We start from the raw sequence: 23,710 nt of genomic DNA, 5'->3' as shown, positions 1-23,710 counted from the left end.
GAAAATCCAGGATCGGGAGCGCAGCCGGGGAAAAGAGTGGCTGCCAAGGTCGTGCAGTGTACAGGACTGAGCCCGGCAACGCGCCGCAACGGTTTATTGTCTCGTGCAGATGCCTCTATAGTGGGGCTCATCCGGGAAGTAGGGAGACCGCGTATGCTGTTACCGTCCATGAAAGAGCAGTTCGCCGCGCTGATTGCCACGCCTTCGGTGAGTTGCACCCAGGCGTCTCTCGACCAGACCAACCGACCGGTGATCGATTTGCTCGCCGGTTGGTTGGGCGACCTGGGGTTCTCCATTGACATCCAACCGGTCAGCCCCGGCAAATTCAACCTGCTGGCCAGCTTTGGCACAGGCCCCGGCGGCCTGGTATTGGCCGGCCATAGCGACACCGTTCCTTATGACGCTGCGTTGTGGAAGACCGATCCGCTCAAGCTGACGGAAGTCGACGGCCGCTGGGTAGGATTGGGCAGTTGCGACATGAAGGGTTTTTTCGCGCTGGCGATTGAAGCGGTGTTGCCGCTGCTGGACCAACCGTTCAAGCAACCGTTGCTGATCCTCGCCACCTGCGATGAAGAAAGCTCCATGTCCGGTGCCCGAGCATTGGCCGAAGCCGGGCGCCCGCTGGGCCGGGCGGCGGTAATCGGTGAACCGACCGGCCTCAAGCCGATCCGCCTGCACAAAGGCGTGATGATGGAGCGCATCGACATTCTCGGCCAAAGCGGCCATTCGTCGGACCCAAGCCTGGGCCACAGCGCCCTGGAAGCCATGCATGACGCCATCGGCGAGCTGCGCGGCCTGCGCCTGGCCTGGCAGCGCGAGTACCGCAACCCGCAATTCAGCGTGCCGCAACCGACCATGAACTTCGGCTGTATCCATGGTGGCGACAACCCCAACCGCATCTGTGGCCAATGCTCCCTGGAATTCGACCTGCGGCCCTTGCCGGGCATGGACCCCGCAGTGCTGCGTGCGGCGATCCGGCAAAAGCTCGAACCCCTGGCCGAGCGCCATAAAGTCAAGATCGACTACGCGCCGTTATTCCCCGCAGTGCCGCCGTTCGAGCAGGTCGAAGACGCCGAGTTGGTGCGGGTCGCGGAACGATTGACCGGGCATCGTGCCGAAGCAGTAGCGTTCGGCACCGAAGCGCCTTATCTTCAGCGCCTTGGTTGTGAAACCCTGGTGCTCGGCCCTGGCGACATCGCCTGTGCCCACCAACCGGGCGAATACCTCGAAATGTCACGCTTGACGCCTACAGTGCGTCTATTGCGGGAACTGATCGAACATTACTGCCTGAAACCTGCGTAAATTAACCCCTGTCCATTCGTACATAAGGAGAGCGAGCGTGTCGCCAAGCCTGTTCCGACGATAACCATCAGCCCGCTGTGCGTTTTCACGACTCATCCTTTTTCGGCTGCTTTTTATTACAGGCCCAGGTTCCATGCCCGACTACGTTAATTGGCTTCGTCACGCTTCGCCCTACATCAACGCCCACCGCGACTGCACCTTTGTGGTCATGTTGCCCGGCGACGGTGTGGATCATCCGAACTTCGGCAATATCGTCCACGACCTGGTGCTGCTCCACAGCCTGGGCGTGCGCCTGGTGCTGGTGCACGGTTCGCGCCCACAGATCGAAGCGCGCCTTGAAGCGCGCGGCCTGGTCCCGACTTACCATGAAGGCATGCGCATCACCGATGCCGCGACGCTGGAGTGTGTGATCGACGCGGTCGGCCACCTGCGTATCGCCATCGAAGCGCGCCTGTCGATGGACATGGCCTCGTCGCCGATGCAGGGCTCGCGCCTGCGGGTGGCCAGCGGCAACCTGGTGACGGCGCGGCCTATCGGCGTGCTTGAAGGCGTGGATTACCACCACACCGGCGAAGTGCGCCGGGTCGACCGCAAGGGCATCAATCGCCTGCTGGATGAGCGCTCCATTGTGCTGCTGTCGCCCCTGGGCTATTCGCCGACGGGGGAGATCTTCAACCTGGCCTGCGAAGACGTCGCCACCCGCGCCGCCATCGACCTGGGGGCGGACAAACTGCTGCTGTTCGGCGCTGATCTCGGCCTGATCGATGAAAATGGCCGCCTGGTCCGCGAATTGCGCCCGCAACAAGTACCGGCACACCTGCAACGCCTGGGCAGCAGCAACTACCAGTCCGAATTGCTTGATGCAGCGGCCGAGGCTTGCCGGGGCGGGGTAGGGCGCAGCCACATTGTCAGCTACGCCGAAGACGGTGCCTTGCTCACCGAACTGTTCACCCGCGATGGCGGCGGCACGCTGGTGGCCCAGGAGCAATTCGAACGGGTGCGCGAGGCGGCGATTGAAGACGTCGGCGGCTTGCTCGACCTGATCAGCCCCCTGGAAGAACAGGGCATCCTGGTGCGCCGTTCGCGGGAAGTGCTCGAGCGTGAGATCGAGCAGTTCAGCGTGGTTGAGCGCGAAGGCATGATCATCGCGTGTGCGGCGTTGTATCAGATCGCCGATTCGGACGCGGGTGAGCTGGCATGCCTGGCGGTGAACCCGGAGTACCGCCACGGCGGGCGGGGTGACGAGCTGCTGGAGCGTATCGAAACCCGTGCCCGGGCGCAGGGGTTGAAGACGCTGTTCGTACTTACCACGCGGACTGCCCACTGGTTCCGTGAGCGCGGCTTTGTGCCGAGCAGCGTGGATCGCCTGCCCTCGGCACGGGCCTCGCTGTACAACTACCAGCGTAACTCGAAGATTTTCGAGAAGGCCTTGTAGAACCCTACCCCCAAGTCACCGGGCAGGCTCGTGTAAGAGCCTGCCGTCACGCACGACTAAAGTTTAAGCATTCTTGATCTGACGCCGATAACAGGTGGGCGGCTATGGATAGAGTGTGGGCGCTTGCAAACACCTGAATCGTCGAGTGGGCGGCTTGGACAGCAAAAGAAACGATTAGTGACACAAAAACTGTAACAAATTGACGGGAGGATGTGCCTTTGGCCATGATGGCGTCGCCTTTTTGATCGTGGGTGACGTATGCAACAGCGCGGCCACACTAATCGATCTAAAAAAGCTCTAACAAATACCCTTTAGGAATTAGCTTGTGTGGCGAGTGGTCTATGCTGGCCTGTCCACGTCACGGAAAGTCTTATTCCTGAATCGTATGAAAAAGAATGAAATAATTCTTTTTGGGTGTATGAAAAACTCATTACCCTGCAGGGACCAAATCAACGGTGGTTAGACGAAGGTAGTAGACACACAAGGTTACGATTGACTTGTCAGTCACTATCCGGTGCTAATCGCGCATCTGTGGATCGAGGGCGTCAGACCCGAGACCAAAGAAATACAAAAATTAGAAACGAGAGGAGCGGTACATGAAGAAGTCCACCTTGGCACTGTCTGTAGCTTTGGGCGTAATCGCTCAGCAAGCAGGCGCTGCCGGTTTCATCGATGACAGTAAAGTAACACTGGGTCTGCGTAACTTTTACATCAACACCGACAACCGTGACTCGGCCGCCGGCACGGCAGCCAACAAGCGCGCTGGTGTTCAGAGCAAGCAAGAAGAATGGGGCCAAGGCTTTGACCTGCGCTTCATCTCCGGTTACACCCAAGGCACTGTAGGCTTCGGTCTTGACGCTATTGGCCTGCTGGGCGTTCGTCTGGATTCCGGCGGCGGCACCAACGGCGCTACTGCCTCGTCCTACGGCGGCACTGTGTTCCCGAGCAAGTCCAATGGCGAAGCTGTTGATAACTACTCGAGCCTGGGCCTGACTGCCAAAGCCAAGATCTCCCAGACCGAACTGAAGCTGGGTACCCTTCAGCCTAAGCTGCCGGTTATCGTAACCAACGACGGTCGTCTGCTGCCGCAGACTTTCCAAGGTGGCCAGATCACTACCAACGACATCAAAGACCTGACGCTGGTTGCCGGTCAGATTGAAAAAGCCAAGGGTCGTAACTCCAGCAACGTCGACAACCTGTCGATCTCGGGTGCCAACTCCCGTGGCGCCAACTGGCGTGACAGCAACAAGTTCTACTACGCCGGTGGTGACTACAAGATCACCAAGGACCTGACTGCCCAGTACTACTACGGCAACCTGGAAGACTTCTACAAGCAGCACTTCCTGGGTCTGACCCACAACTGGGCCATCGGTCCAGGCGTATTGAAGTCTGACCTGCGTTATTTCCACAGCACCGATGACGGTAAGAACGGCAACGAATCGGCTTACTTCTCCTCGGGCAACTACAGCGGCGTCAACTCCGGTCGCGGCAAGGTGGATAACAACCTGTACAGCGGCCTGTTCCTGTACACCTTGGGCGGCCACACCTTCGGTGGTGGTTACCAGGTCAGCAACGGTAGCAGCGACTTCCCTTGGTTGAACCAGGGCGACGGTTCGTCGGCTTACCTGACCACTGACATGCAGATCGCTAAGTTCGCCCGTGCCGGCGAACGTACCTGGCAAGCTCGCTACGCTTATGACTTCGCCAAGGTTGGCGTGCCTGGCTTGACCGCTGGTGTTGTGTACCTCAAGGGTACTGACATCGACACCGTCAACAGTAGCCGTGCCGAGTTCACCGGCCAGTCCGAGTGGGAACGCGATATCACTGTTGCCTACGTAGTGCCAGAAGGCCCGTTCAAAAACGTCGGCGTCGCCTGGAAAAATGCTATGTGGCGCAACGATGTCGCTGCCGCACGCGATCAAGACGAAAACCGCGTAATCGTCAGCTACACCTACGCGTTTAAGTAACTGCGTAAAACCTTGCCCGGCGCACGCCGGGCAAGGTGTCTTGCTTTTCAAGTCGGGCTAAACCCCCGCAAGCCCTTCCTGAACCCCTCTTTGTACAGCGTCTCAAGGCCTTCTCGAACCTTGGAAACGATGTTGCGCCTTGCCCTTTCCCGCGTCCAATGAACAGATTTTTAATATTCCTTTATCGTCTAGATAAATCGATATTTATTCTTTTTAAATAATCCGCAATCCATGCACAGTGGGCTCCATAAGCACTCACCAGGAGCCACACCATGAGCCTAAGACTGGGCGATATCGCCCCCGACTTCGAACAGGATTCCAGCGCCGGCAAGATTCGTTTCCACGAATGGCTGGGCGACAGCTGGGGTGTGTTGTTTTCCCACCCGGCGGACTTTACCCCGGTGTGCACCACGGAGCTGGGCTTCACCGCCAAGCTCAAGGACGAGTTCGCCAAGCGCGGCGTCAAGGCCATCGCCCTGTCGGTGGACCCGGTGGACTCGCACCACAAGTGGATCGAAGACATCAACGAAACCCAGGCCACCGTCGTCAACTTCCCGATCCTGGCTGACGCCGACCGCAAGGTTTCGGACCTCTACGACCTGATCCACCCGAACGCCAGTGACACCCTCACCGTGCGTTCCTTGTTCGTGATCGACCCGAACAAGAAGATCCGCCTGACCATCACCTACCCGGCCAGCACCGGCCGTAACTTCCACGAAATCCTGCGGGTCATCGACTCGCTGCAACTGACCGACAACTACAAAGTCGCCACCCCCGCCAACTGGCAGGACGGTGATGAGGTGGTGATCGTGCCGTCACTCAAGGATGAGGAAGAGATCAAGAAGCGCTTTCCGAAGGGCTATCGGGCGGTGAAGCCGTATTTGCGGCTTACTCCACAGCCCAATCGTTGAAACTGACTCACAGCAGGGGTTTTCAGGCCGTTTCTACGGCCTTTTTTTTCGCCTGGCGACCTATAAACCTTATATGCATTTAAAGAATAAACAAATTAAAAAATAAGATTTATAGATATATGAATCTGCTGATAAGGTCTGTTCCATCTTGGCGCCATCGCCACACAGCGAACCGCCGGCACTTGCTCAAGGAATTCCTGCATGTTGGTCGTAACACTTGGAGGCAGTCCCAGCCAGCGTTCCCGCTCCGGGGTCTTGCTGGAAAAAACCCGTCAGTGGTTGCAAGACAAAGGCGTTGAAGTGGTGAGTTACCAGATACGGGACTTCCCGGCTGAAGACTTGCTGCATGCACGCTTCGACAGCCCCAAGGTCATCGACCTGCTGCAGCAGGTGGCTAACGCAGATGGCCTGGTGATCGCCACGCCGGTGTACAAGGCTTCGTTCTCCGGTGCGTTGAAAACCGTGCTCGACCTGCTGCCGGAGCGCGCCCTGGCCCACAAGGTTGTGTTGCCGATGGCGACCGGCGGCAGCATCGCTCACATGCTGGCGGTGGATTACGCCTTGAAGCCGGTATTGTCGGCCCTCAAAGCCCAGGAGCTGCTCCACGGCATCTTTGCCGAAGACAGCCAGATCGCCTACGGCGAAGGCAGTGCCCAGGCACAACTGGTACCGGTCCTCGAACACCGTTTGCACGAGGCCCTGGAGACGCTTTACGGCGCCATGGCCCGTCGTCCGAAACCGTTGGACCCGCATGTGTTGAATGAACGTTTGTTGAGTGCTCGCTGGAGCATTTAAGTCAGCCTCACCGCTATATAGATGTACTCACCTTACTCAGCCGCCAACGGCCAAGCAGGTGCAGCCAACCCCCTCATCGCACTATTTGGAGAGAGCGCCATGCGCACTGTCATCTTGCGTCGTGGTCTGGTCGCACTGTTTGCTGCGGCTGTGTCCTTCGGCGCCATTGTTCAGGCTCAAGCCGCCGAGACCCTGCGGATCGGTTACCAGAAATACGGCACCCTGGTGCTGCTCAAGGCCAAGGGCACCCTGGAAAAACGCCTGGCCGCCCAAGGTGTGCAGGTGCAATGGACCGAGTTTCCCGGCGGTCCGCAACTGCTCGAAGGCCTGAACGTGGGTTCCATCGACTTCGGTGTCACCGGCGAAACCCCGCCGGTCTTCGCCCAGGCTGCCGGTGCCGACCTGCTCTACGTGGCCTACGAGCCGCCAGCGCCCACCAGTGAAGCGATCCTGGTGCCGAAAGACTCGACGATCAAATCGGTGGCCGAGCTCAAGGGCAAGAAAGTCGTGCTCAACAAAGGCTCCAACGTGCACTACCTGCTGGTGCGTGCCCTGGAAGACGCCGGCCTGAAATACACCGACGTGCAGACCGTGTTCCTGCCGCCCGCCGATGCCCGTGCCGCCTTCGAGCGTGGCAGCGTGGATGCGTGGGTGATCTGGGACCCGTACCAGGCCGCCGCCGAGAAACAACTGCAAGCGCGCACCCTGCGTGACGGCACCGGCATCGCCGACAACCACCAGTTCTACCTGGCCACCAAGCCGTACGCCGAAAAGCATCCGGAAGTGGTCAAGGCGCTGATCGAAGAAGTGCGCGCGGTGGGCGAGTGGTCCAAGGCCAACCCCCAGGAAGTGACCGAGCAAGTCGCGCCGCTGCTGGGCCTGCCGGCCGACATCACCCTGACCTCGGTGAAACGCCAGGGCTACGGCGCGCTGTTCCTGACCCCGGAAGTGGTGGCGGCCCAGCAGAAAATCGCCGACAGCTTCTACCAACTCAAATTGATCCCCAAGCCCTTGAGCATCAAGGACGTGATCTGGACGCCACCGGCTGCCGTGGCTAAAGCGCCGTAATCCGATTTCTTCAGGAGACAACTCCATGAGCCTCACTATTTTCTGGTTCCTGCCTACCCACGGCGACGGCCATTACCTTGGCACCGCCGAAGGCGCTCGCGCCGTCGACCACGGTTATCTGCAGCAAGTGGCCCAGGCCGCTGACCGCCTGGGATTCGGCGGGGTGCTGATCCCCACCGGTCGCTCCTGCGAAGACTCGTGGCTGGTGGCCGCCTCGCTGATCCCGGTGACCCAGCGTTTGAAATTCCTTGTCGCGCTGCGCCCCGGGATCATTTCCCCGACGGTGGCGGCGCGCCAGGCCGCGACCCTGGACCGCCTGTCCGGCGGCCGCGCGCTGTTCAACCTGGTGACTGGTGGTGACCCGGAAGAGCTGGCCGGCGATGGCTTGTTCCTCAGTCACGAAGAGCGCTACCAGGCTTCGGTGGAGTTCACCCGCATCTGGCGCCGCGTGCTGGAAGGCGAAACCGTGGATTACGACGGCGAGCACATCAGCGTCAAAGGCGCCAAGTTGCTCTACCCGCCGATCCAGCAACCGCGCCCGCCGCTGTACTTCGGCGGTTCCTCCGAAGCGGCCCAGGACCTCGCCGCCGAACAAGTGGAGATGGTGCTGACCTGGGGCGAGCCACCGGCCGCCGTCGCCGAGAAGATCGAGCAGGTGCGGGCCAAGGCGGCGAAACTCGGGCGCACCGTGCGCTTCGGCATTCGTCTGCATGTGATCGTGCGCGAAACCAACGAAGAAGCCTGGAAAGCCGCCGACAAACTGATCTCCCATCTGGACGACGACACCATCGCCCGTGCCCAGGCTTCCCTGGCGCGCTTCGATTCTGTCGGCCAGCAGCGCATGGCGGCCTTGCATGGCGGCAACCGCGACAACCTGGAAGTCAGCCCCAACCTGTGGGCCGGCGTCGGCCTGGTGCGTGGCGGTGCGGGCACCGCGCTGGTGGGCGATGGCCCGACGGTTGCCGAGCGGGTCAAGGAGTACGCAGCGCTGGGCATCGACACCTTTATCTTCTCCGGTTATCCACACCTGGAAGAATCGTATCGGGTCGCCGAGCTGCTGTTCCCGCACCTGGATATCGAACGTCCCGAGCTGCCGAAAAGCGCCGGTTACGTAAGCCCGTTCGGCGAAATGGTCGCCAACGACATCCTTCCCAAAGCTGCGTCACAGAGCTGAGGCGGCGCCATGAACCTGGAAAAATTGAGCCATCGCGTGGCGCCCTGGGTGCTGCCGATTCTATTGCTGGCGGTGTGGCAGTTGTCGGTGTCGGCGGGTTGGTTGTCGACACGCATCCTGCCGGCGCCCAGCGCGGTGATTGAGGCTGGGGTCAACCTGGTGCGCAGCGGCGAAATCTGGACGCACCTGGCTATCAGTGGCTGGCGTGCCGGCCTGGGCTTTGTGATCGGTGGCAGCATCGGCCTGGCGCTGGGGTTTATTACCGGCCTGTCGACGTGGGGCGAACGCCTGCTGGACAGCTCGGTGCAGATGATCCGCAACGTGCCGCACCTGGCGCTGATTCCGCTGGTGATCCTGTGGTTCGGCATCGACGAGACCGCGAAGATTTTCCTGGTGGCCCTCGGCACGCTGTTTCCGATCTACCTGAACACCTACCACGGCATCCGCAACGTCGACCCGGCGCTGGTGGAAATGTCGCGCAGCTACGGCTTGTCCGGTTTCAGCCTGTTCTGGCAAGTGATTTTGCCGGGTGCGCTGCCGTCGATCCTGGTGGGCGTGCGCTTTGCCCTGGGCTTTATGTGGCTGACGCTGATCGTGGCGGAAACCATCTCTGCCAGCTCCGGCATTGGTTACCTGGCGATGAACGCCCGCGAATTCCTGCAAACCGACGTGGTGGTATTGGCCATCGTGATGTACGCCATCCTCGGCAAGCTGGCCGATTTGGCCGCGCGCGGTCTGGAGCGTGTATGGCTGCGCTGGCACCCGGCTTACCAAGTGAATAAAGGAGGTGCGGCATGACCGCTCAACAACCTCCGCGCCTGCTGAAGGGGATTCCCCTGGCGGTGCGCAAATTGCGCAAGGCCTTCGGCGCGCGGGAAGTACTCAAGGAAATCGATCTGCACATTCCGGCGGGCCAGTTCGTGGCCGTGGTCGGTCGCAGTGGCTGCGGTAAAAGTACCTTGCTGCGCCTGTTGGCCGGCCTGGACAAAGCCAGCGGCGGCGAGCTGCTGGCCGGTTCGGCTCCGCTGAGCGAGGCGATTGAAGACACGCGCTTGATGTTCCAGGAAGCGCGCCTGCTGCCGTGGAAAAAGATCATCGACAACGTCGGCCTGGGCCTCAAAGGCAACTGGCGCCCTAAAGCCTTGGAAGCCCTGGAAGCGGTAGGCCTGGCCGAGCGTGCCAATGAGTGGCCGGCGGCCTTGTCCGGTGGCCAGAAGCAGCGTGTGGCCCTGGCTCGTGCCTTGATCCACCAGCCGCGCCTGCTGCTGCTCGACGAACCGCTGGGCGCCCTGGACGCCCTGACCCGTATCGAGATGCAGCAACTGATCGAAAACCTCTGGCAAAAACACGGCTTCACCGTGTTGCTGGTAACCCATGACGTCAGCGAAGCCGTGGCCATTGCCGACCGGGTGATCCTGATCGAAGACGGCGAAATCGGCCTCGACCTGATCGTCGATCTGCCGCGCCCACGGGCCCGAGGCTCACATCGCCTGGCCGCACTGGAAGCGCAAGTACTTAACCGTGTGCTGTCGTTGCCCGGCACACCGCCGGAACCCGAACCTGTTTCACCGCTGCCTACGCAATTGCGTTGGGCTCAATAACTCACTTGTCCTACGAAGGAAGTCCACCATGACTATTAAAGCCATCAACGTGCGTAACCAGTTCAAAGGCACCATCAAGGAAATCGTCGTCGGCGACGTGCTGTCGGAAATCGACGTGCAGACCGCGTCCGGTATCGTCACTTCCGTGATCACCACCCGCTCGGTCAAAGAGCTGGAACTGGTGATTGGCAGCGAAGTGATTGCCTTTGTGAAATCCACCGAGGTGTCGATTGCCAAGTTGTGATTTGCGTCGCTCTTGAGGCTCTCATCGGGGTGTAGCCCCCTCCCACATATTGATCTGTGAGCACATTCAAAATGTGGGAGGGGGCTTGCCCCCGATGAGGCCGGCCCAGCCAACCCAGGATTCAGCGCTTGGGCAGGTAAGCCGGCAAATACAGCCCCACATACGCATCAAAAACCCGCATCCCTTCCTCCGCCATACGCGGCGTAATCAGCCCATGCTGATGCACCGAACGCGCATACACGCGATCACTCAATTCCAACGCCAGCGCAAACACATCCACATCGGTTGGCAAGCTCGGCACTTCAAAGTGGCGGTTGAACACTTCCAGCATCAAATCCCCCAGCTCCAGATCATGCTGACGGTCCGCCTGGGTCACTTCGGTCAGCCCGTGCTGGGCCAGGATCAACTGGCGCGCGGCGGCGTCGTTGCTGTAGATGGTCAGCATGCGCTGTTCGACGATGTAGGACAGGTCGCGCCAATGCTTGAGTGAATCATGCTCGATGGGGGCCTGGATGGCGCAGCGGAAGGCTGCATGTATATCGGCGGTCAGTGCCTCCAGCAGCGCCGGCACACTGGCGAAAAAGTGATACACCGACGACGGCGGAATCTGCGCGCGCTCGGCCACGCTGTAGATCGACAAACTCGCCACGCCTTCGGCGGCCAGCAAGGTGCGGGCGGCATCGAGAATCGCGTCGATCCGTGCCTGGCTGCGGGCGCGGGGTTTGCGAGGGGCGGCGGGGCGGGTGGGCATGGAAGTCTCCTACAAGGCAGCGGGCATTGTACGCAGAGCCTGGGGATGATCCATACCGCTTGTTGGGGTGAGCGGGCTTGCCCCGCGCTGGGCTGCGAAGCGGCCCCCATAAAAAACGCCGAGTTCCTTCAGAAAGAACTCGGCGTCTGTGTTTGGGGCTGCTACGCAGCCCAGCGCGGGGCAAGCCCGCTCACCACAGTCAATGCAGCCGTCGTTTAGACGGTATGCAGGTACCAGTTGTACTCAAGGTCGGAGATGGAGTGTTCGAACTCTTCCAGCTCACTTTCCTTACAGGCGACGAAGATATCGATGTATTTAGGATCGATGTACTTGGCCATCACCTCGCTGTCGTCCAACTCGCGCAGGGCATCGCGCAGGTTGTTCGGCAGGCTCTGTTCGTTCTGCTCGTAGCTGTTGCCTTCCACGGGGGCGCCCGGCTCGATCTTGTTGGTCAGGCCGTGGTGCACGCCTGCAAGGACCGAAGCCATCAGCAGGTAAGGGTTGGCGTCGGCACCGGCCACACGGTGTTCGATACGTACGGCGTCGGACGAGCCGGTCGGTACGCGAATCGCCACGGTGCGGTTGTCCAGGCCCCAGCACGGCGAGTTCGGCACGTAGAACTGTGCGCCGAAACGACGGTAGGAGTTGACGTTAGGGCACAGGAATGCCATTTGGGCGGGTAGGGTCTCGAGCACACCGCCGATCGCGTGACGCAATGCGGCGTTCTGCTCGGGATCCTCGCTGGCAAAGATGTTCTTGCCGTCCTTGTCCAGGATCGAGATGTGTACGTGCAAACCGTTGCCTGCCTGGCCTGGGTAAGGCTTGGCCATGAAGGTGGTATCCATCTCATGGTCGTAGGCGATGTTCTTGATCAGGCGCTTGAGCAGTACCGCGTAGTCGCAGGCCTTGATCGGGTCGGCCACGTGGTGCAGGTTCACTTCGAACTGCGCCGGGGCACTTTCCTTGACGATGGCGTCGGCCGGGATGCCTTGCTCTTTGGCACCTTCCAGGATGTCCTGGAGGCAGTCGACGTATTCGTCGAGGTCGTCGATCAGGTAGACCTGTGTCGAGTGCGGGCGTTTGCCGGAGATCGGCGAGCGGGGCGGTTGTGGGCGGCCGTTCACGTTCTCCTGGTCGATCAGGTAGAACTCAAGCTCGAAGGCGGCGCAGATGGTCAGACCGAGGTCGTCAAACTTGCTTACAACTTGGCGGAGCACTTCGCGCGGATCGGCGAAGAAAGGTTCACCTTCAAGTTCGTGCATGGTCATCAGCAGTTGCGCGGTAGGGCGTTTTTGCCAGGGTTCATTGCACAGGGTGTCAGGGATCGGATAACAGATTCGGTCAGCATCACCGATGTCCAGGCCCAGGCCGGTGCTTTCCACCGTCGAGCCATTGATATCCAGGGCAAATAAAGAGGCAGGCAGGTTAATGCCCTTCTCGTAAACCTTGTGGAGGCTGGTGCGTTCGATGCGCTTACCGCGCACCACACCATTCATATCCGCAATTAGAAGGTCTACGTACAGAACCTCAGGATGATCCTTAAGGAACGCGTTCGCTTCGTTAAGCTGAACGGCACGCGGGGGTACCGACATGATGCAACACCTTTGTTGTTAAAAATATCAATCATTGATCTTTTCTGGTTTCAGTCAACCCGAACGGCATGCCGAAGTCAAGCGAGGCCTTTTTTGCCCTAAAAAAGCGCCGTGACCGCACTTTTGGGGCTTTTTGGGGCGGTTTTTTCGGTTTGACCGGCTTGGGACTCGCAGGCTTGAGCGGGCCGTGTTGTATTTTTTACGGGGGTGTTGTGTAAAAAAATGAACAAGGCTAAGCTCGATTCAAACCCATAACAGCAATAATACCGGGGTGCTTCATGTCTCGCCTGCCGCCAATCGGCGTCTCAGCCTGCTTCAGCCAGGCTTTGTCCGCAGTCCGTTCGTCCCGCGTGAATGCCCACGCACCGGCCAATATTCTTGACGGCCCATCCGCTCTCTTTTTTGCCTCCTCGACTGCCACTGACCGGCTGCCATCCGCGCGACCGCTCATGATTCTGCACGACTTTGGCTTGAGGAATGCAACGCTGCAGCAAATGGCAGGTAAGCTCCTACCCTGAACGAAAAAACGACGCGGATGCTGCGTCAACCAACGCCTGGCCTTTAATGGATGCCAGGAAACCCAGCCCAGAGGCATTTATGAGTAACAACCTCGACCAGCTCACCGATTGGTTGAAAGACCACAAGATCACAGAAGTCGAATGCATGATTGGCGACCTGACCGGTATCACCCGGGGCAAGATCTCGCCGACCAACAAGTTCATCGCCGAAAAAGGCATGCGCCTGCCCGAGAGCGTTCTGTTGCAGACCGTGACCGGCGACTATGTCGAAGACGACATCTATTACGAATTGCTCGACCCGGCCGACATCGACATGATCTGCCGCCCCGACCAGAACGCGGTGTTCCTGGTGCCCTGGGCCATCGAGCCGACCGCCCAGGTGATCCACGACACCTACGACAAGCAAGGCAACCCGATCGAGCTGTCGCCGCGCAACGTGCTCAAGAAAGTCCTCAAGCTCTACGCCGACAAAGGCTGGCAGCCCATCGTGGCGCCGGAGATGGAGTTCTACCTGACCAAACGCTGCGAAGACCCGGACTTCCCGCTGCAACCGCCGATCGGTCGGTCCGGGCGCCCGGAGACCGGCCGCCAGTCCTTCTCTATAGAAGCCGCCAACGAATTCGACCCGCTGTTCGAAGACGTCTACGACTGGTGCGAGCTGCAGGAGCTGGACCTCGACACCCTGATCCATGAAGACGGCACGGCGCAGATGGAAATCAACTTCCGTCACGGCGATGCCCTGTCCCTGGCGGACCAGATCCTGGTGTTCAAGCGCACCATGCGTGAAGCCGCGCTCAAGCACGACGTGGCGGCCACCTTCATGGCCAAGCCGATGACCGGCGAGCCCGGCAGCGCCATGCACCTGCACCAGAGCATCATCGACATCGCCACCGGCAAGAACGTCTTCTCCAATGAAGACGGGACCATGAGCCAGCTGTTCCTCAACCACATTGGCGGCCTGCAGAAGTTCATCCCTGAGTTGCTGCCGCTGTTTGCCCCCAACGTGAACTCGTTCCGCCGCTTCCTGCCCGACACCTCGGCGCCGGTGAACGTGGAGTGGGGCGAAGAAAACCGCACCGTCGGCCTGCGCGTACCGGATGCCGGCCCGCAGAACCGTCGCGTGGAAAACCGCCTGCCGGGCGCCGACGCCAACCCGTACCTGGCGATTGCCGCCAGCCTGCTGTGTGGCTACATCGGCATGGTCGAAGGCCATAACCCCAGCGCCCCGGTGGTGGGGCGTGGTTACGAGCGCCGCAACCTGCGCCTGCCGTTGACCATCGAAGACGCCCTGGAACGCATGGAAAACAGCAAGACCATCGAGAAATACCTGGGTCAGAAATTCATCACAGGCTACGTCGCGGTCAAGCGGGCCGAGCATGAAAACTTCAAGCGCGTGATCAGTTCGTGGGAGCGGGAATTCCTGCTCTTCGCCGTCTGATGCGCCGGGCGCACGGGGCAACCCGTGCGCCCTTCACTGAAAAGTCTAGGAGATTGGTATGTCCAGCAACAACCCGCAAACCCGTGAATGGCAAGCCTTGAGCAGTGATCACCACCTGGCGCCGTTCAGCGACTTCAAGCAATTGAAAGAGAAAGGCCCACGGATCATCACCAAAGCCCACGGCGTTTACCTGTGGGACAGCGAAGGCAACAAGATCCTCGACGGCATGGCCGGCCTTTGGTGCGTGGCGATCGGTTACGGTCGCGATGAACTGGCCGACGCCGCCGCCAGGCAGATGAAAGAACTGCCGTACTACAACCTGTTCTTCCAGACCGCTCACCCACCTGTACTGGAGCTGGCCAAGGCGATTGCCGACATCGCGCCTGCCGGCATGAACCACGTGTTCTTCACCGGCTCCGGCTCCGAAGGCAACGACACCATGTTGCGCATGGTCCGCCACTATTGGGCGATCAAGGGCCAGCCGAACAAGAAAACCATCATCAGCCGCAAGAATGGCTACCACGGCTCCACCGTGGCTGGCGCCAGCCTGGGCGGCATGACCTATATGCATGAACAGGGCGACTTGCCGATCCCGGGCATCGTCCATATCGCCCAGCCGTACTGGTTCGGCGAAGGCGGCGACATGAGTCCTGAAGAGTTCGGGATCTGGGCCGCCAACCAACTGGAAGAGAAGATCCTCGAGCTGGGCGTGGACAATGTCGGTGCTTTTATTGCCGAGCCGATCCAGGGCGCCGGTGGCGTGATCGTGCCGCCGGACAGCTACTGGCCGCGCATCAAGGAAATCCTTGCCAAGTACGACATCCTGTTTGTGGCCGACGAAGTGATTTGCGGTTTCGGCCGTACCGGTGAGTGGTTCGGTAGCGATTTCTACGACCTCAAGCCCCATATGATGACCATCGCCAAGGGCCTGACCTCGGGCTACATCCCCATGGGCGGCCTGATCGTGCGCGACGACGTGGTGGCCGTGCTCAACGAAGGCGGTGATTTCAACCACGGTTTCACCTACTCCGGTCACCCGGTGGCTGCGGCCGTGGCCCTGGAAAACATCCGCATCATGCGCGATGAAAAAATCGTTAACCGCGTCCACGACGAAACGGCACCGTATTTGCAGAAACGTCTGCGGGAGCTGGCGGATCACCCGTTGGTGGGTGAAGTGCGCGGTGTCGGCATGCTCGGTGCAATTGAGCTGGTTCAGGACAAGGCGACGCGCAAGCGTTACGAGGGCCGGGGCGTAGGCATGATCTGCCGAACCTTCTGCTTCGAGAATGGCCTGATCATGCGCGCCGTGGGCGACACCATGATCATTTCGCCGCCTCTGGTGATCAGCAAGGCTGAAATCGACGAACTGGTGACCAAGGCTCGTCAGTGCCTGGACCTGACTTTGGCGGCATTGCAGGGCTAAGTGCTAGGCTCAGTGCGCAGCGCACCGGGCAGTTATAAATGCAGGGGCCTTGGTTGAAAGCCGGCCCCTGAACTTGCCAGACTGTCGCCCTGTTTTGCTGCCCTCTGGAAGGGTCGCTGAACATAAAAGAACGTGGCCCAAAAAAGAAAAATTGGAGCATCACCAAATGAAGGCATTAGGTTTGAAGAACGCTGGCAAGACCCTCCTCGCCTTGTCCCTGATGGGCGCAATGGCGGGCGCGGTCCAGGCCGACGATAAAGTGCTGCACGTCTACAACTGGTCCGACTACATTGCACCGGACACCATCGCCAACTTTGAAAAAGAGTCGGGCATTAAAGTGGTGTACGACGTTTTTGACAGCAACGAGACACTCGAAGCCAAGTTGCTGGCAGGCAAGTCCGGCTACGACATCGTCGTACCGTCGAACAACTTCCTCGCCAAGCAGATCAAGGCCGGTGTCTACCAGGAGCTGGACAAGTCCAAGCTGTCCAACTATGGCAACCTGAACACCTCCCTGCTTAAAGCCGTGTCGGTCAGCGACCCGGACAACAAGCACGCTTTCCCGTACATGTGGGGTTCGATCGGCATCGGCTACAACCCGGACAAGGTCAAGGCCGCGCTGGGCGTGGACAAGATCGATTCGTGGGACGTGCTGCTCAAGCCGGAAAACATCGCCAAGCTCAAAAGCTGCGGCGTGAGCTTCCTCGATTCGCCGACCGAAATGCTGCCGATCGCGCTGCATTACCTGGGCCTGCCAACCGACAGCCAGAAGAAGACCGACCTCAAGCAAGCCGAAGACCTGTTCCTGAAAATCCGTCCTTCGATCGGCTACTTCCACTCGTCCAAGTACATCTCCGACCTGGCCAACGGCAACATCTGCGTAGCCGTGGGTTACTCGGGTGACATCCAGCAGGCCAAGTCCCGCGCGGCTGAAGCCGGTGGCAAGGTCAAGGTGGCCTACGACATTCCGAAAGAAGGTGCCGGTAGCTTCTTCGACATGGTCGCCATCCCTAAAGATGCCGAAAACGTCGATGCCGCTTATAAGTTCATGAACTACCTGCTCAAGCCGGAAGTCATGGCTTCGATCACCAACAGCGTGCGTTTCCCGAACGGTAACGAGAAGGCCACCGCACTGGTCGACAAAGACATCACCAATGACCCGGGCATCTACCCGCCAGCGGATGTGCAAGCCAAGCTCTACGCCATTGCGGACTTGCCGGCTGCCACCCAGCGTGAAATGACACGCAGCTGGACCAAGATCAAATCCGGTAAATAAACCGGCCTTCGTTAACCACCGCGCAGCCCGCGGTGGTTAATGAAACAAATAAATGACAGAAAGTTTTGCCGGATCGGTTTATCGAGGGTAAGTTGCGCGCCGGTTTTGTTGCCGGGCAACAACTTTGGGCCCAACTATTTAAGAGGACCTCCACTTGCCAATTTCTTTGTTTCGCCAAGCCTTGCTGGTAGGTGCAGGTCTCACGCTGGCTGTCAGCGTGCAGGCCGCACCGACCGTGCATATTTATAACTGGTCGGATTACATCGGTCCCGACACCCTGGCCAACTTCGAAAAGGCCACCGGCATCAAACCCGTGTATGACGTGTTTGATTCCAACGAAACCCTGGAAGGCAAGTTACTGGCCGGGCGTACCGGCTATGACGTGGTCGTGCCGTCCAACCACTTCCTTGGCAAGCAGATCAAGGCCGGGGCGTTCCAGAAACTCGATAAGTCGCTGCTGACTCATTACGCCAACCTGGACCCTGTGCTGCTCAAGCGCCTGGAGAAGAACGACCCGGGCAACCAGTACGCCGTGCCGTACCTGTGGGGTACCAACGGCATCGGTTACAACGTCGACAAAGTGAAGGAAGTGCTGGGTGTCGACAAGATCGACTCCTGGGCCGTGCTGTTCGAACCGGAAAACATGAAGAAACTGGCCACCTGCGGTGTGTCGTTCATGGACTCGGCGGATGAAATGCTGCCGGCGGTGCTCAACTACATGGGCCTGGACCCTAACAGCACCAACCCTGAAGACTACAAGAAGGCCGAGGAAAAGCTGCTCAAAGTGCGGCCCTACGTGACCTACTTCCATTCTTCCAAATACATCTCCGACCTGGCCAACGGCAACATCTGCGTGGCCGCCGGGTTCTCCGGCGATGTATTCCAGGCCAAGGCTCGTGCAAGCGAAGCGGGCAAAGGCGTGAACATCGCCTACGCAATTCCGAAGGAAGGCGGCAACCTGTGGTTTGACGTGCTGGCGATCCCCAAGGACGCCACCAACATCAAGGAAGCCCACGCCTTCATCAACTATTTACTGCAATCTGAGGTGATCGCCCAGGTCAGTGACACCGTCGGTTACGCCAACCCTAACCCAGGGGCGGACAAACTGATGGAGCAATCGATACGCACCGACGAAGCGGTTTACCCACCGCAGGCGGTTCTCGACCGGACATTCGTCAACTTCGAGCTACCCCCGAAAGTGCAACGTCTAATGACCCGTAGCTGGACCAAGGTCAAGACGGGCAAGTAAGGCTCAAACTATCCAAGGTTCGCCCGCTTCGGGCGAACTGCACTCTTTTTTTTGGGAGTTTCGTAAATGGCAGTTGCCTCCGGCGCCTATAAGAAAGCCCTCGAGGGCGACCAGACACCGAAAAAGGTGCTGGTCAAAATCGACCGGGTCACGAAGAAGTTCGACGAGACGATTGCCGTGGACGATGTGTCCCTGGAAATCAAGAAAGGCGAGATCTTCGCCTTGCTCGGCGGTTCGGGTTCGGGCAAGTCCACCCTGCTGCGCATGCTCGCAGGCTTCGAGCGCCCGACAGAAGGTCGGATTTACCTCGACGGCGTGGACATCACCGACATGCCGCCCTACGAGCGGCCGATCAACATGATGTTCCAGTCCTACGCCTTGTTCCCCCACATGACCGTGGCGCAGAACATTGCGTTCGGCCTGCAACAGGACAAGATCCCCAAGGCCGAAGTCGATGCCCGCGTGGCCGAAATGCTCAAGCTGGTCCAGATGAGCCAGTACGCCAAGCGCAAGCCGCACCAGTTGTCCGGTGGCCAGCGTCAGCGGGTGGCGCTGGCCCGCTCCCTGGCCAAGCGCCCGAAACTGCTGCTGCTCGATGAGCCCATGGGCGCCCTCGACAAGAAGCTGCGCTCGCAGATGCAACTGGAACTGGTGGAGATCATCGAGCGCGTCGGCGTGACCTGCGTGATGGTGACGCACGATCAGGAAGAGGCCATGACCATGGCCGAGCGCATCGCGATCATGCACCTGGGCTGGATCGCCCAGATCGGCAGCCCGATCGACATCTACGAGACGCCGACCAGCCGCCTGGTGTGCGAATTCATCGGTAACGTCAACATCTTCGACACCCAAGTGGTGGATGACGCCGAAGGTCACGCGGTGCTCAAGTGCCCGGACCTGGACCGCGACATCTACGTGGGCTACGGCATCGCCACCTCGGTGGAAGACAAGTCGGTGACCTACGCCATCCGCCCGGAAAAACTGCTGGTCACCACCGAAATGCCGACCTGCGAGCACAACTGGTCCAGCGGCAAGGTGCACGACATCGCCTACCTGGGCGGCCACTCGGTGTTCTACGTCGAGCTGCCAAGCGGCAAGCTGGTGCAGTCCTTCGTCGCCAACGCCGAACGCCGTGGCCAGCGCCCAACCTGGGGTGACCAGGTCTACGTGTGGTGGGAAGACGATAGCGGCGTGGTACTGCGCACATGAACATGAAGAAGCTCAAGCGGCGCTTGCACCGCATCGTCCCCAGCGGCAAGCAGGTGGTCATCGGGATTCCGTTCCTGTGGCTGTTCCTGTTTTTCGCCTTGCCGTTTTTCATCGTCCTGAAAATCAGCTTCGCCGAAGCCGACGTGGCGATCCCGCCGTACACCGAGATCTACACCTACGTCGAGCAGAAGCTGCAGGTGGTGCTGAACCTGGCCAACTACAGTTTGCTGGCAGGTGATGAGCTGTACATCGCGGCGTACCTGGGCTCGCTGAAGATGGCGTTCTTCAGCACGCTGCTGTGCCTGCTGATCGGCTACCCGATGGCCTATGCCATTGCCACCGCGCGCAAAGAGATGCAGACCGTGCTGGTGCTGCTGATCATGATGCCGACCTGGACCGCGATCCTGATCCGCGTGTATGCGTGGATGGGCATCCTCAGCAACAACGGCCTGCTCAATGGCTTCCTGATGTCCATGGGGTTGATCAACGAACCGCTGCAGATCCTCAACACCAACATCGCGGTGTATATCGGCGTGGTGTATTCGTACCTGCCGTTCATGATCCTGCCGCTGTACGCCAACCTGGTGAAGCATGACCAGAGCCTGCTGGAAGCCGCATCGGACCTGGGTTCGAGCACCTTCAACAGCTTCTGGAAAATCACCGTGCCGCTGTCCAAGAACGGCATCATCGCCGGCTGCATGCTGGTGTTTATCCCGGTGGTGGGCGAGTTCGTGATCCCGGAACTGCTCGGCGGCCCGGAAACCCTGATGATCGGTAAAGTGTTGTGGCAAGAATTCTTCAACAACCGTGACTGGCCGGTGGCGTCTGCCCTGGCGGTAGTGATGCTGGCGATCCTGATCGTGCCCATCATTCTGTTTAACCGCAGCCAAGCCAAAGAGATGGAGGGCAAGATATGAAGCGCGTCAGTTTCTCAAGCTTCATGCTGGTGGCGGGGTTGTTGTTCATCTACCTGCCGATGCTGATCCTGGTGATCTACTCGTTCAACGAATCCAAGCTGGTGACGGTGTGGGGCGGTTGGTCGATCAAGTGGTACGTGGGCCTGTTGGACAATACCCAGTTGATGGGCTCGGTGGCACGTTCCCTGGAAATCGCCTGCTACACGGCGGTGGCCGCCGTGGCCCTGGGTACGTTGGCGGCGTTTGTGCTGACGCGCATCAGCCAGTTCAAGGGCCGCACGCTGTTCGGCGGCCTGGTGACCGCGCCGTTGGTGATGCCGGAAGTGATCACCGGTCTGTCGCTGCTGCTGCTGTTCGTGGCCATGGCGCAGATGATCGGCTGGCCTCAGGAGCGTGGCATCGTCACCATCTGGATCGCCCACACCACGTTCTGTGCCGCTTATGTGGCGGTGGTGGTATCGGCGCGCCTGCGTGAGCTGGACCTGTCGATCGAAGAGGCGGCGATGGACCTGGGTGCACGGCCGTGGAAGGTGTTCTTCCTGATCACCATCCCGATGATCGCGCCGTCGCTGGCGGCGGGCGGCATGATGTCGTTCGCACTGTCCCTGGATGACCTGGTACTGGCCAGCTTCGTGTCGGGGCCGGGTTCGACGACATTGCCGATGGAAGTGTTCTCGGCGGTACGCCTGGGGGTTAAACCCGAGATCAACGCCGTGGCCAGCCTGATTCTGCTGGCAGTGTCGCTGGTGACCTTCCTGGTGTGGTTCTTCAGCCGGCGTGCCGAAGAAATGCGCAAGAAAGCGATCCAGCAGGCGATTGAAGAAGCTGCTGCCGATGGCTGGCAGCAGCCGGACAAGCGTCGGGCTCCAGCGCCGGTCTAAAGGTCTGTGCGGTCCAAATGTGGGAGGGGGCTTGCTCCCGATGGCGGTGGGTCAGTCAATAGATGCAGTGACTGACACTCAGCAATCGGGGGCAAGCCCCCTCCCACAGTTTTGACCGCATTCCAGATTGGCTATGCAGCCCACGGCGACTTGCGAATCACCTCGACAAAATTCATCGGCTTGAACCCCGGTTCCTGATCCACCAGCACATCGGTCTTCACGTTGCCGAACGTGGTCTGCGGGCGATGGCGCAAGCCGTCGGCAAACGCGCAGATGATGCACTCCTTGAACCCTTCACCGCGTGGATGCGCATGCACCACGGCTTCGCGCTGCACGCTGCTGAACGCGGCGTAGTCCATGCCCAGCACGTCCATTTCCACACCGGCGGTCACCAATGCCACGGTCGGGCGCAGGTGCTGCGGCACGCCCGGCGTGGTGTGCAGGGCGATAGACAGCCACACCTGTTCGATATCGTCGTCGCTCAGCCCGTAAGGCTTGAGGAAGGCCGCGGCGGCGTTGGCGCCGTCCACTTCGAAACGCTGGTCATCACTGCGATGGCCTGCCACCAGGCCCAGGTCATGGAACATGGCGCCGACGTAGAGCAGTTCCGGGTTGTAGGCCAGTTGCTTGCGCTCACCGCTCAATGCGCCGAACAGAAACACCCGGCGGGAGTGGTGGTAGAGCAGGTCGGACTCAATGTCGCGGATGTATTCGGTGGTGGCCCTGGCCAGGGCGCTGTCCGGGATCTTGATACCGGCGATGGTGGTGGTCATGGTGGTTCTCCTCTGGAAAGCCTTCAGTCTGGTCGCGCGCCCGCTAAGCGGCCATGGTCACGAGGGTGCGATCCCGGCCAATCTGCCGCGACATCGTGCCAAGGCAAAATCAGCTAGGGTGTAGCCGGCGATATCACTCTCGAAGCCTGGGAAAATCCCACAGGGTTTGCATTTTATTCAGCTGAAAAAGGTGTCCGTGAGCATGCACAAAACCGTCGCCATCCTGATCTTCCCCGGCGTCCAGTCCCTGGATGTGAGCGGCCCCATGGATGTGTTCTGTGAGGCCAACCGCTTTCTGCCGCCCCAGGATCACTACCGGATCGAGGTCATCGGGCTGGGCCACGGCACCCTGGTTGCCTCCAACGGTTTGGCATTGCAGGCCCACCGGCATTACAGCGAAGCCCTGCAAGCCTATGACCTGCTGCTGGTTGCCGGCGGCCCGCAATTGCCCTTCGAGGATTTCGGCGCGCCGTTCGATGATTGGCTGCGTGGTGCAACCGCCCGGGCGCAGCGCTTTGGTTCGATCTGCAACGGCGCCTTCATGCTGGCGCGCGCCGGGTTGCTGGATGGAAAAACCGTCACGACCCATTGGAATGATGCGGCAGGCCTGGCGCGTTTGTGCCCGCGCGCGCAGGTCGAAGCCGACCGCCTCTACGTACAGGATGGCAATCTCTACACCTCGGCGGGCGTCACCGCAGGCATCGACCTGTCGCTGTACCTGCTGGCCCAGGACCACGGCCCGGAAGTGGCGTTGAGCGTGGCCAAGCGCCTGGTGGTGTTCACCCAGCGTTCCGGCGGGCAGTCGCAGTTCAGCCCGTTCCTCACGCCCCACGCCGAAACCACCTCGGCGGTGGCGCTGGTGCAGTTATACGTATTGGCGAACCTGACCGGCGACCTGACCATCGCCGACCTGGCCAAGGCCGCCAACATGAGCGCGCGCAACTTCTCCCGGGTGTTTGCCCGTGAGGCGCGGATTACGCCAGCGGAGTTTGTCGAACGGGCGCGGGTGGATGCTGCGCGGGTGATGCTCGAAAGCACGCATGCGCCGCTGAAGACCGTGGCCTACCAATGCGGATTTCGCGATGCCCAGCACATGCGCAGCGTGTTCAACCGCCGGCTGGGTGTGACGCCGCAACAGTTCCGGCTCAATTTTGCGGCACCGGTCTAAGCCCCTTCCACAGGTTGA

At 60.1% G+C, this 23,710-nt stretch carries 21 protein-coding genes; 18 read left to right on the top strand and 3 right to left on the bottom strand.

What is annotated here, in order from left to right; all coding sequences use genetic code 11:
- Positions 1–153 precede the first annotated feature (153 nt).
- The 10 genes from argE (at position 154) to B9N88_RS14580 (ending at position 10,497) form a co-directional block, all read left to right on the top strand.
- Positions 154–1,302: an acetylornithine deacetylase gene (gene argE / locus B9N88_RS14625; RefSeq protein ID WP_027608392.1), complete on the top strand. Its 1,149-nt coding sequence runs from the start codon at positions 154–156 to the stop codon at positions 1,300–1,302.
- Between the two features lie 133 nt (positions 1,303–1,435).
- Positions 1,436–2,737: an amino-acid N-acetyltransferase gene (gene argA / locus B9N88_RS14620; protein WP_027608393.1), complete on the top strand. Its 1,302-nt coding sequence runs from the start codon at positions 1,436–1,438 to the stop codon at positions 2,735–2,737.
- Positions 2,738–3,333: 596 nt separating this feature from the next.
- Positions 3,334–4,704 (top strand): OprD family porin, encoded by a 1,371-nt coding sequence (locus tag B9N88_RS14615; protein ID WP_027608394.1) that lies wholly within the window; start codon positions 3,334–3,336, stop codon positions 4,702–4,704.
- 272 nt (positions 4,705–4,976) lie between these two features.
- Complete coding sequence (locus B9N88_RS14610) at positions 4,977–5,615, top strand: peroxiredoxin (RefSeq protein ID WP_027608395.1); 639 nt, start codon at positions 4,977–4,979, stop codon at positions 5,613–5,615.
- A 201-nt stretch (positions 5,616–5,816) separates the two neighbouring features.
- A complete protein-coding gene (gene ssuE / locus B9N88_RS14605; protein WP_027608396.1) occupies positions 5,817–6,410 on the top strand; it encodes an NADPH-dependent FMN reductase in 594 nt (197 codons plus the stop codon).
- A 99-nt stretch (positions 6,411–6,509) separates the two neighbouring features.
- Positions 6,510–7,478, top strand: a complete 969-nt coding sequence (locus B9N88_RS14600) for a sulfonate ABC transporter substrate-binding protein (protein ID WP_027608397.1) — start codon at positions 6,510–6,512, stop codon at positions 7,476–7,478.
- Between the two features lie 25 nt (positions 7,479–7,503).
- Positions 7,504–8,652 (top strand): FMNH2-dependent alkanesulfonate monooxygenase, encoded by a 1,149-nt coding sequence (ssuD, locus tag B9N88_RS14595; protein WP_027608398.1) that lies wholly within the window; start codon positions 7,504–7,506, stop codon positions 8,650–8,652.
- 9 nt (positions 8,653–8,661) lie between these two features.
- Entirely contained in the window at positions 8,662–9,450 is a 789-nt protein-coding gene (gene ssuC / locus B9N88_RS14590) for an aliphatic sulfonate ABC transporter permease SsuC (protein ID WP_027608399.1), read from the top strand.
- Entirely contained in the window at positions 9,447–10,253 is an 807-nt protein-coding gene (gene ssuB, locus B9N88_RS14585; RefSeq protein WP_027608400.1) for an aliphatic sulfonates ABC transporter ATP-binding protein, read from the top strand. The genes ssuC and ssuB overlap by 4 nt, the downstream gene beginning before the upstream one ends.
- A gap of 28 nt (positions 10,254–10,281) precedes the next feature.
- Positions 10,282–10,497 carry a TOBE domain-containing protein gene (locus tag B9N88_RS14580; RefSeq protein WP_003176783.1) on the top strand — a complete coding sequence of 72 codons (216 nt, stop codon included), beginning with the start codon at positions 10,282–10,284 and terminating at the stop codon, positions 10,495–10,497.
- Between the two features lie 121 nt (positions 10,498–10,618).
- Here the strand turns inward: B9N88_RS14580 and B9N88_RS14575 are convergent, their stop codons facing one another.
- Complete coding sequence (locus tag B9N88_RS14575) at positions 10,619–11,248, bottom strand: TetR/AcrR family transcriptional regulator (protein ID WP_027608401.1); 630 nt, start codon at positions 11,246–11,248, stop codon at positions 10,619–10,621.
- A 215-nt stretch (positions 11,249–11,463) separates the two neighbouring features.
- A complete protein-coding gene (locus B9N88_RS14570) occupies positions 11,464–12,840 on the bottom strand; it encodes a glutamine synthetase family protein (RefSeq protein WP_003213894.1) in 1,377 nt (458 codons plus the stop codon).
- Between the two features lie 597 nt (positions 12,841–13,437).
- Between B9N88_RS14570 and B9N88_RS14560 the strand changes: the two genes are divergently transcribed.
- The 7 genes from B9N88_RS14560 (at position 13,438) to B9N88_RS14530 (ending at position 21,751) form a co-directional block, all read left to right on the top strand.
- Positions 13,438–14,796 carry a glutamine synthetase family protein gene (locus tag B9N88_RS14560; protein WP_003176780.1) on the top strand — a complete coding sequence of 453 codons (1,359 nt, stop codon included), beginning with the start codon at positions 13,438–13,440 and terminating at the stop codon, positions 14,794–14,796.
- Between the two features lie 58 nt (positions 14,797–14,854).
- Positions 14,855–16,219: an aspartate aminotransferase family protein gene (locus B9N88_RS14555; RefSeq protein WP_027608402.1), complete on the top strand. Its 1,365-nt coding sequence runs from the start codon at positions 14,855–14,857 to the stop codon at positions 16,217–16,219.
- Positions 16,220–16,400: 181 nt separating this feature from the next.
- Complete coding sequence (locus tag B9N88_RS14550) at positions 16,401–17,495, top strand: polyamine ABC transporter substrate-binding protein (RefSeq protein ID WP_027608403.1); 1,095 nt, start codon at positions 16,401–16,403, stop codon at positions 17,493–17,495.
- Positions 17,496–17,649: 154 nt separating this feature from the next.
- Positions 17,650–18,744 carry a polyamine ABC transporter substrate-binding protein gene (locus B9N88_RS14545; protein ID WP_027608404.1) on the top strand — a complete coding sequence of 365 codons (1,095 nt, stop codon included), beginning with the start codon at positions 17,650–17,652 and terminating at the stop codon, positions 18,742–18,744.
- Positions 18,745–18,810: 66 nt separating this feature from the next.
- On the top strand, positions 18,811–19,953 hold the full coding sequence (locus B9N88_RS14540; RefSeq protein ID WP_027608405.1) for an ABC transporter ATP-binding protein: 1,143 nt from the start codon (positions 18,811–18,813) through the stop codon (positions 19,951–19,953).
- Positions 19,950–20,870: an ABC transporter permease subunit gene (locus B9N88_RS14535; protein WP_027608406.1), complete on the top strand. Its 921-nt coding sequence runs from the start codon at positions 19,950–19,952 to the stop codon at positions 20,868–20,870. Before B9N88_RS14540 ends, B9N88_RS14535 begins: the two co-directional genes overlap by 4 nt.
- Positions 20,867–21,751 carry an ABC transporter permease subunit gene (locus B9N88_RS14530; protein ID WP_015886412.1) on the top strand — a complete coding sequence of 295 codons (885 nt, stop codon included), beginning with the start codon at positions 20,867–20,869 and terminating at the stop codon, positions 21,749–21,751. The genes B9N88_RS14535 and B9N88_RS14530 overlap by 4 nt, the downstream gene beginning before the upstream one ends.
- A gap of 131 nt (positions 21,752–21,882) precedes the next feature.
- Here B9N88_RS14530 and B9N88_RS14525 read toward each other — a convergent pair whose 3' ends face one another.
- On the bottom strand, positions 21,883–22,524 hold the full coding sequence (locus B9N88_RS14525) for an HD domain-containing protein (protein ID WP_027608407.1): 642 nt from the start codon (positions 22,522–22,524) through the stop codon (positions 21,883–21,885).
- A 202-nt stretch (positions 22,525–22,726) separates the two neighbouring features.
- Here B9N88_RS14525 and B9N88_RS14520 point away from each other — a divergent pair, with 202 nt between their 5' ends.
- Positions 22,727–23,692 (top strand): GlxA family transcriptional regulator, encoded by a 966-nt coding sequence (locus B9N88_RS14520; RefSeq protein ID WP_027608408.1) that lies wholly within the window; start codon positions 22,727–22,729, stop codon positions 23,690–23,692.
- The last annotated feature ends 18 nt before the right edge of the window (positions 23,693–23,710 follow it).

This window comes from Pseudomonas sp. LAMO17WK12:I1 (genome assembly GCF_900177315.1).
GTDB lineage: Bacteria > Pseudomonadota > Gammaproteobacteria > Pseudomonadales > Pseudomonadaceae > Aquipseudomonas > Aquipseudomonas marginalis.
Note: the sequence above shows the minus strand (reverse complement) of the source record. Positions and strands in the feature narration are given on the sequence as shown.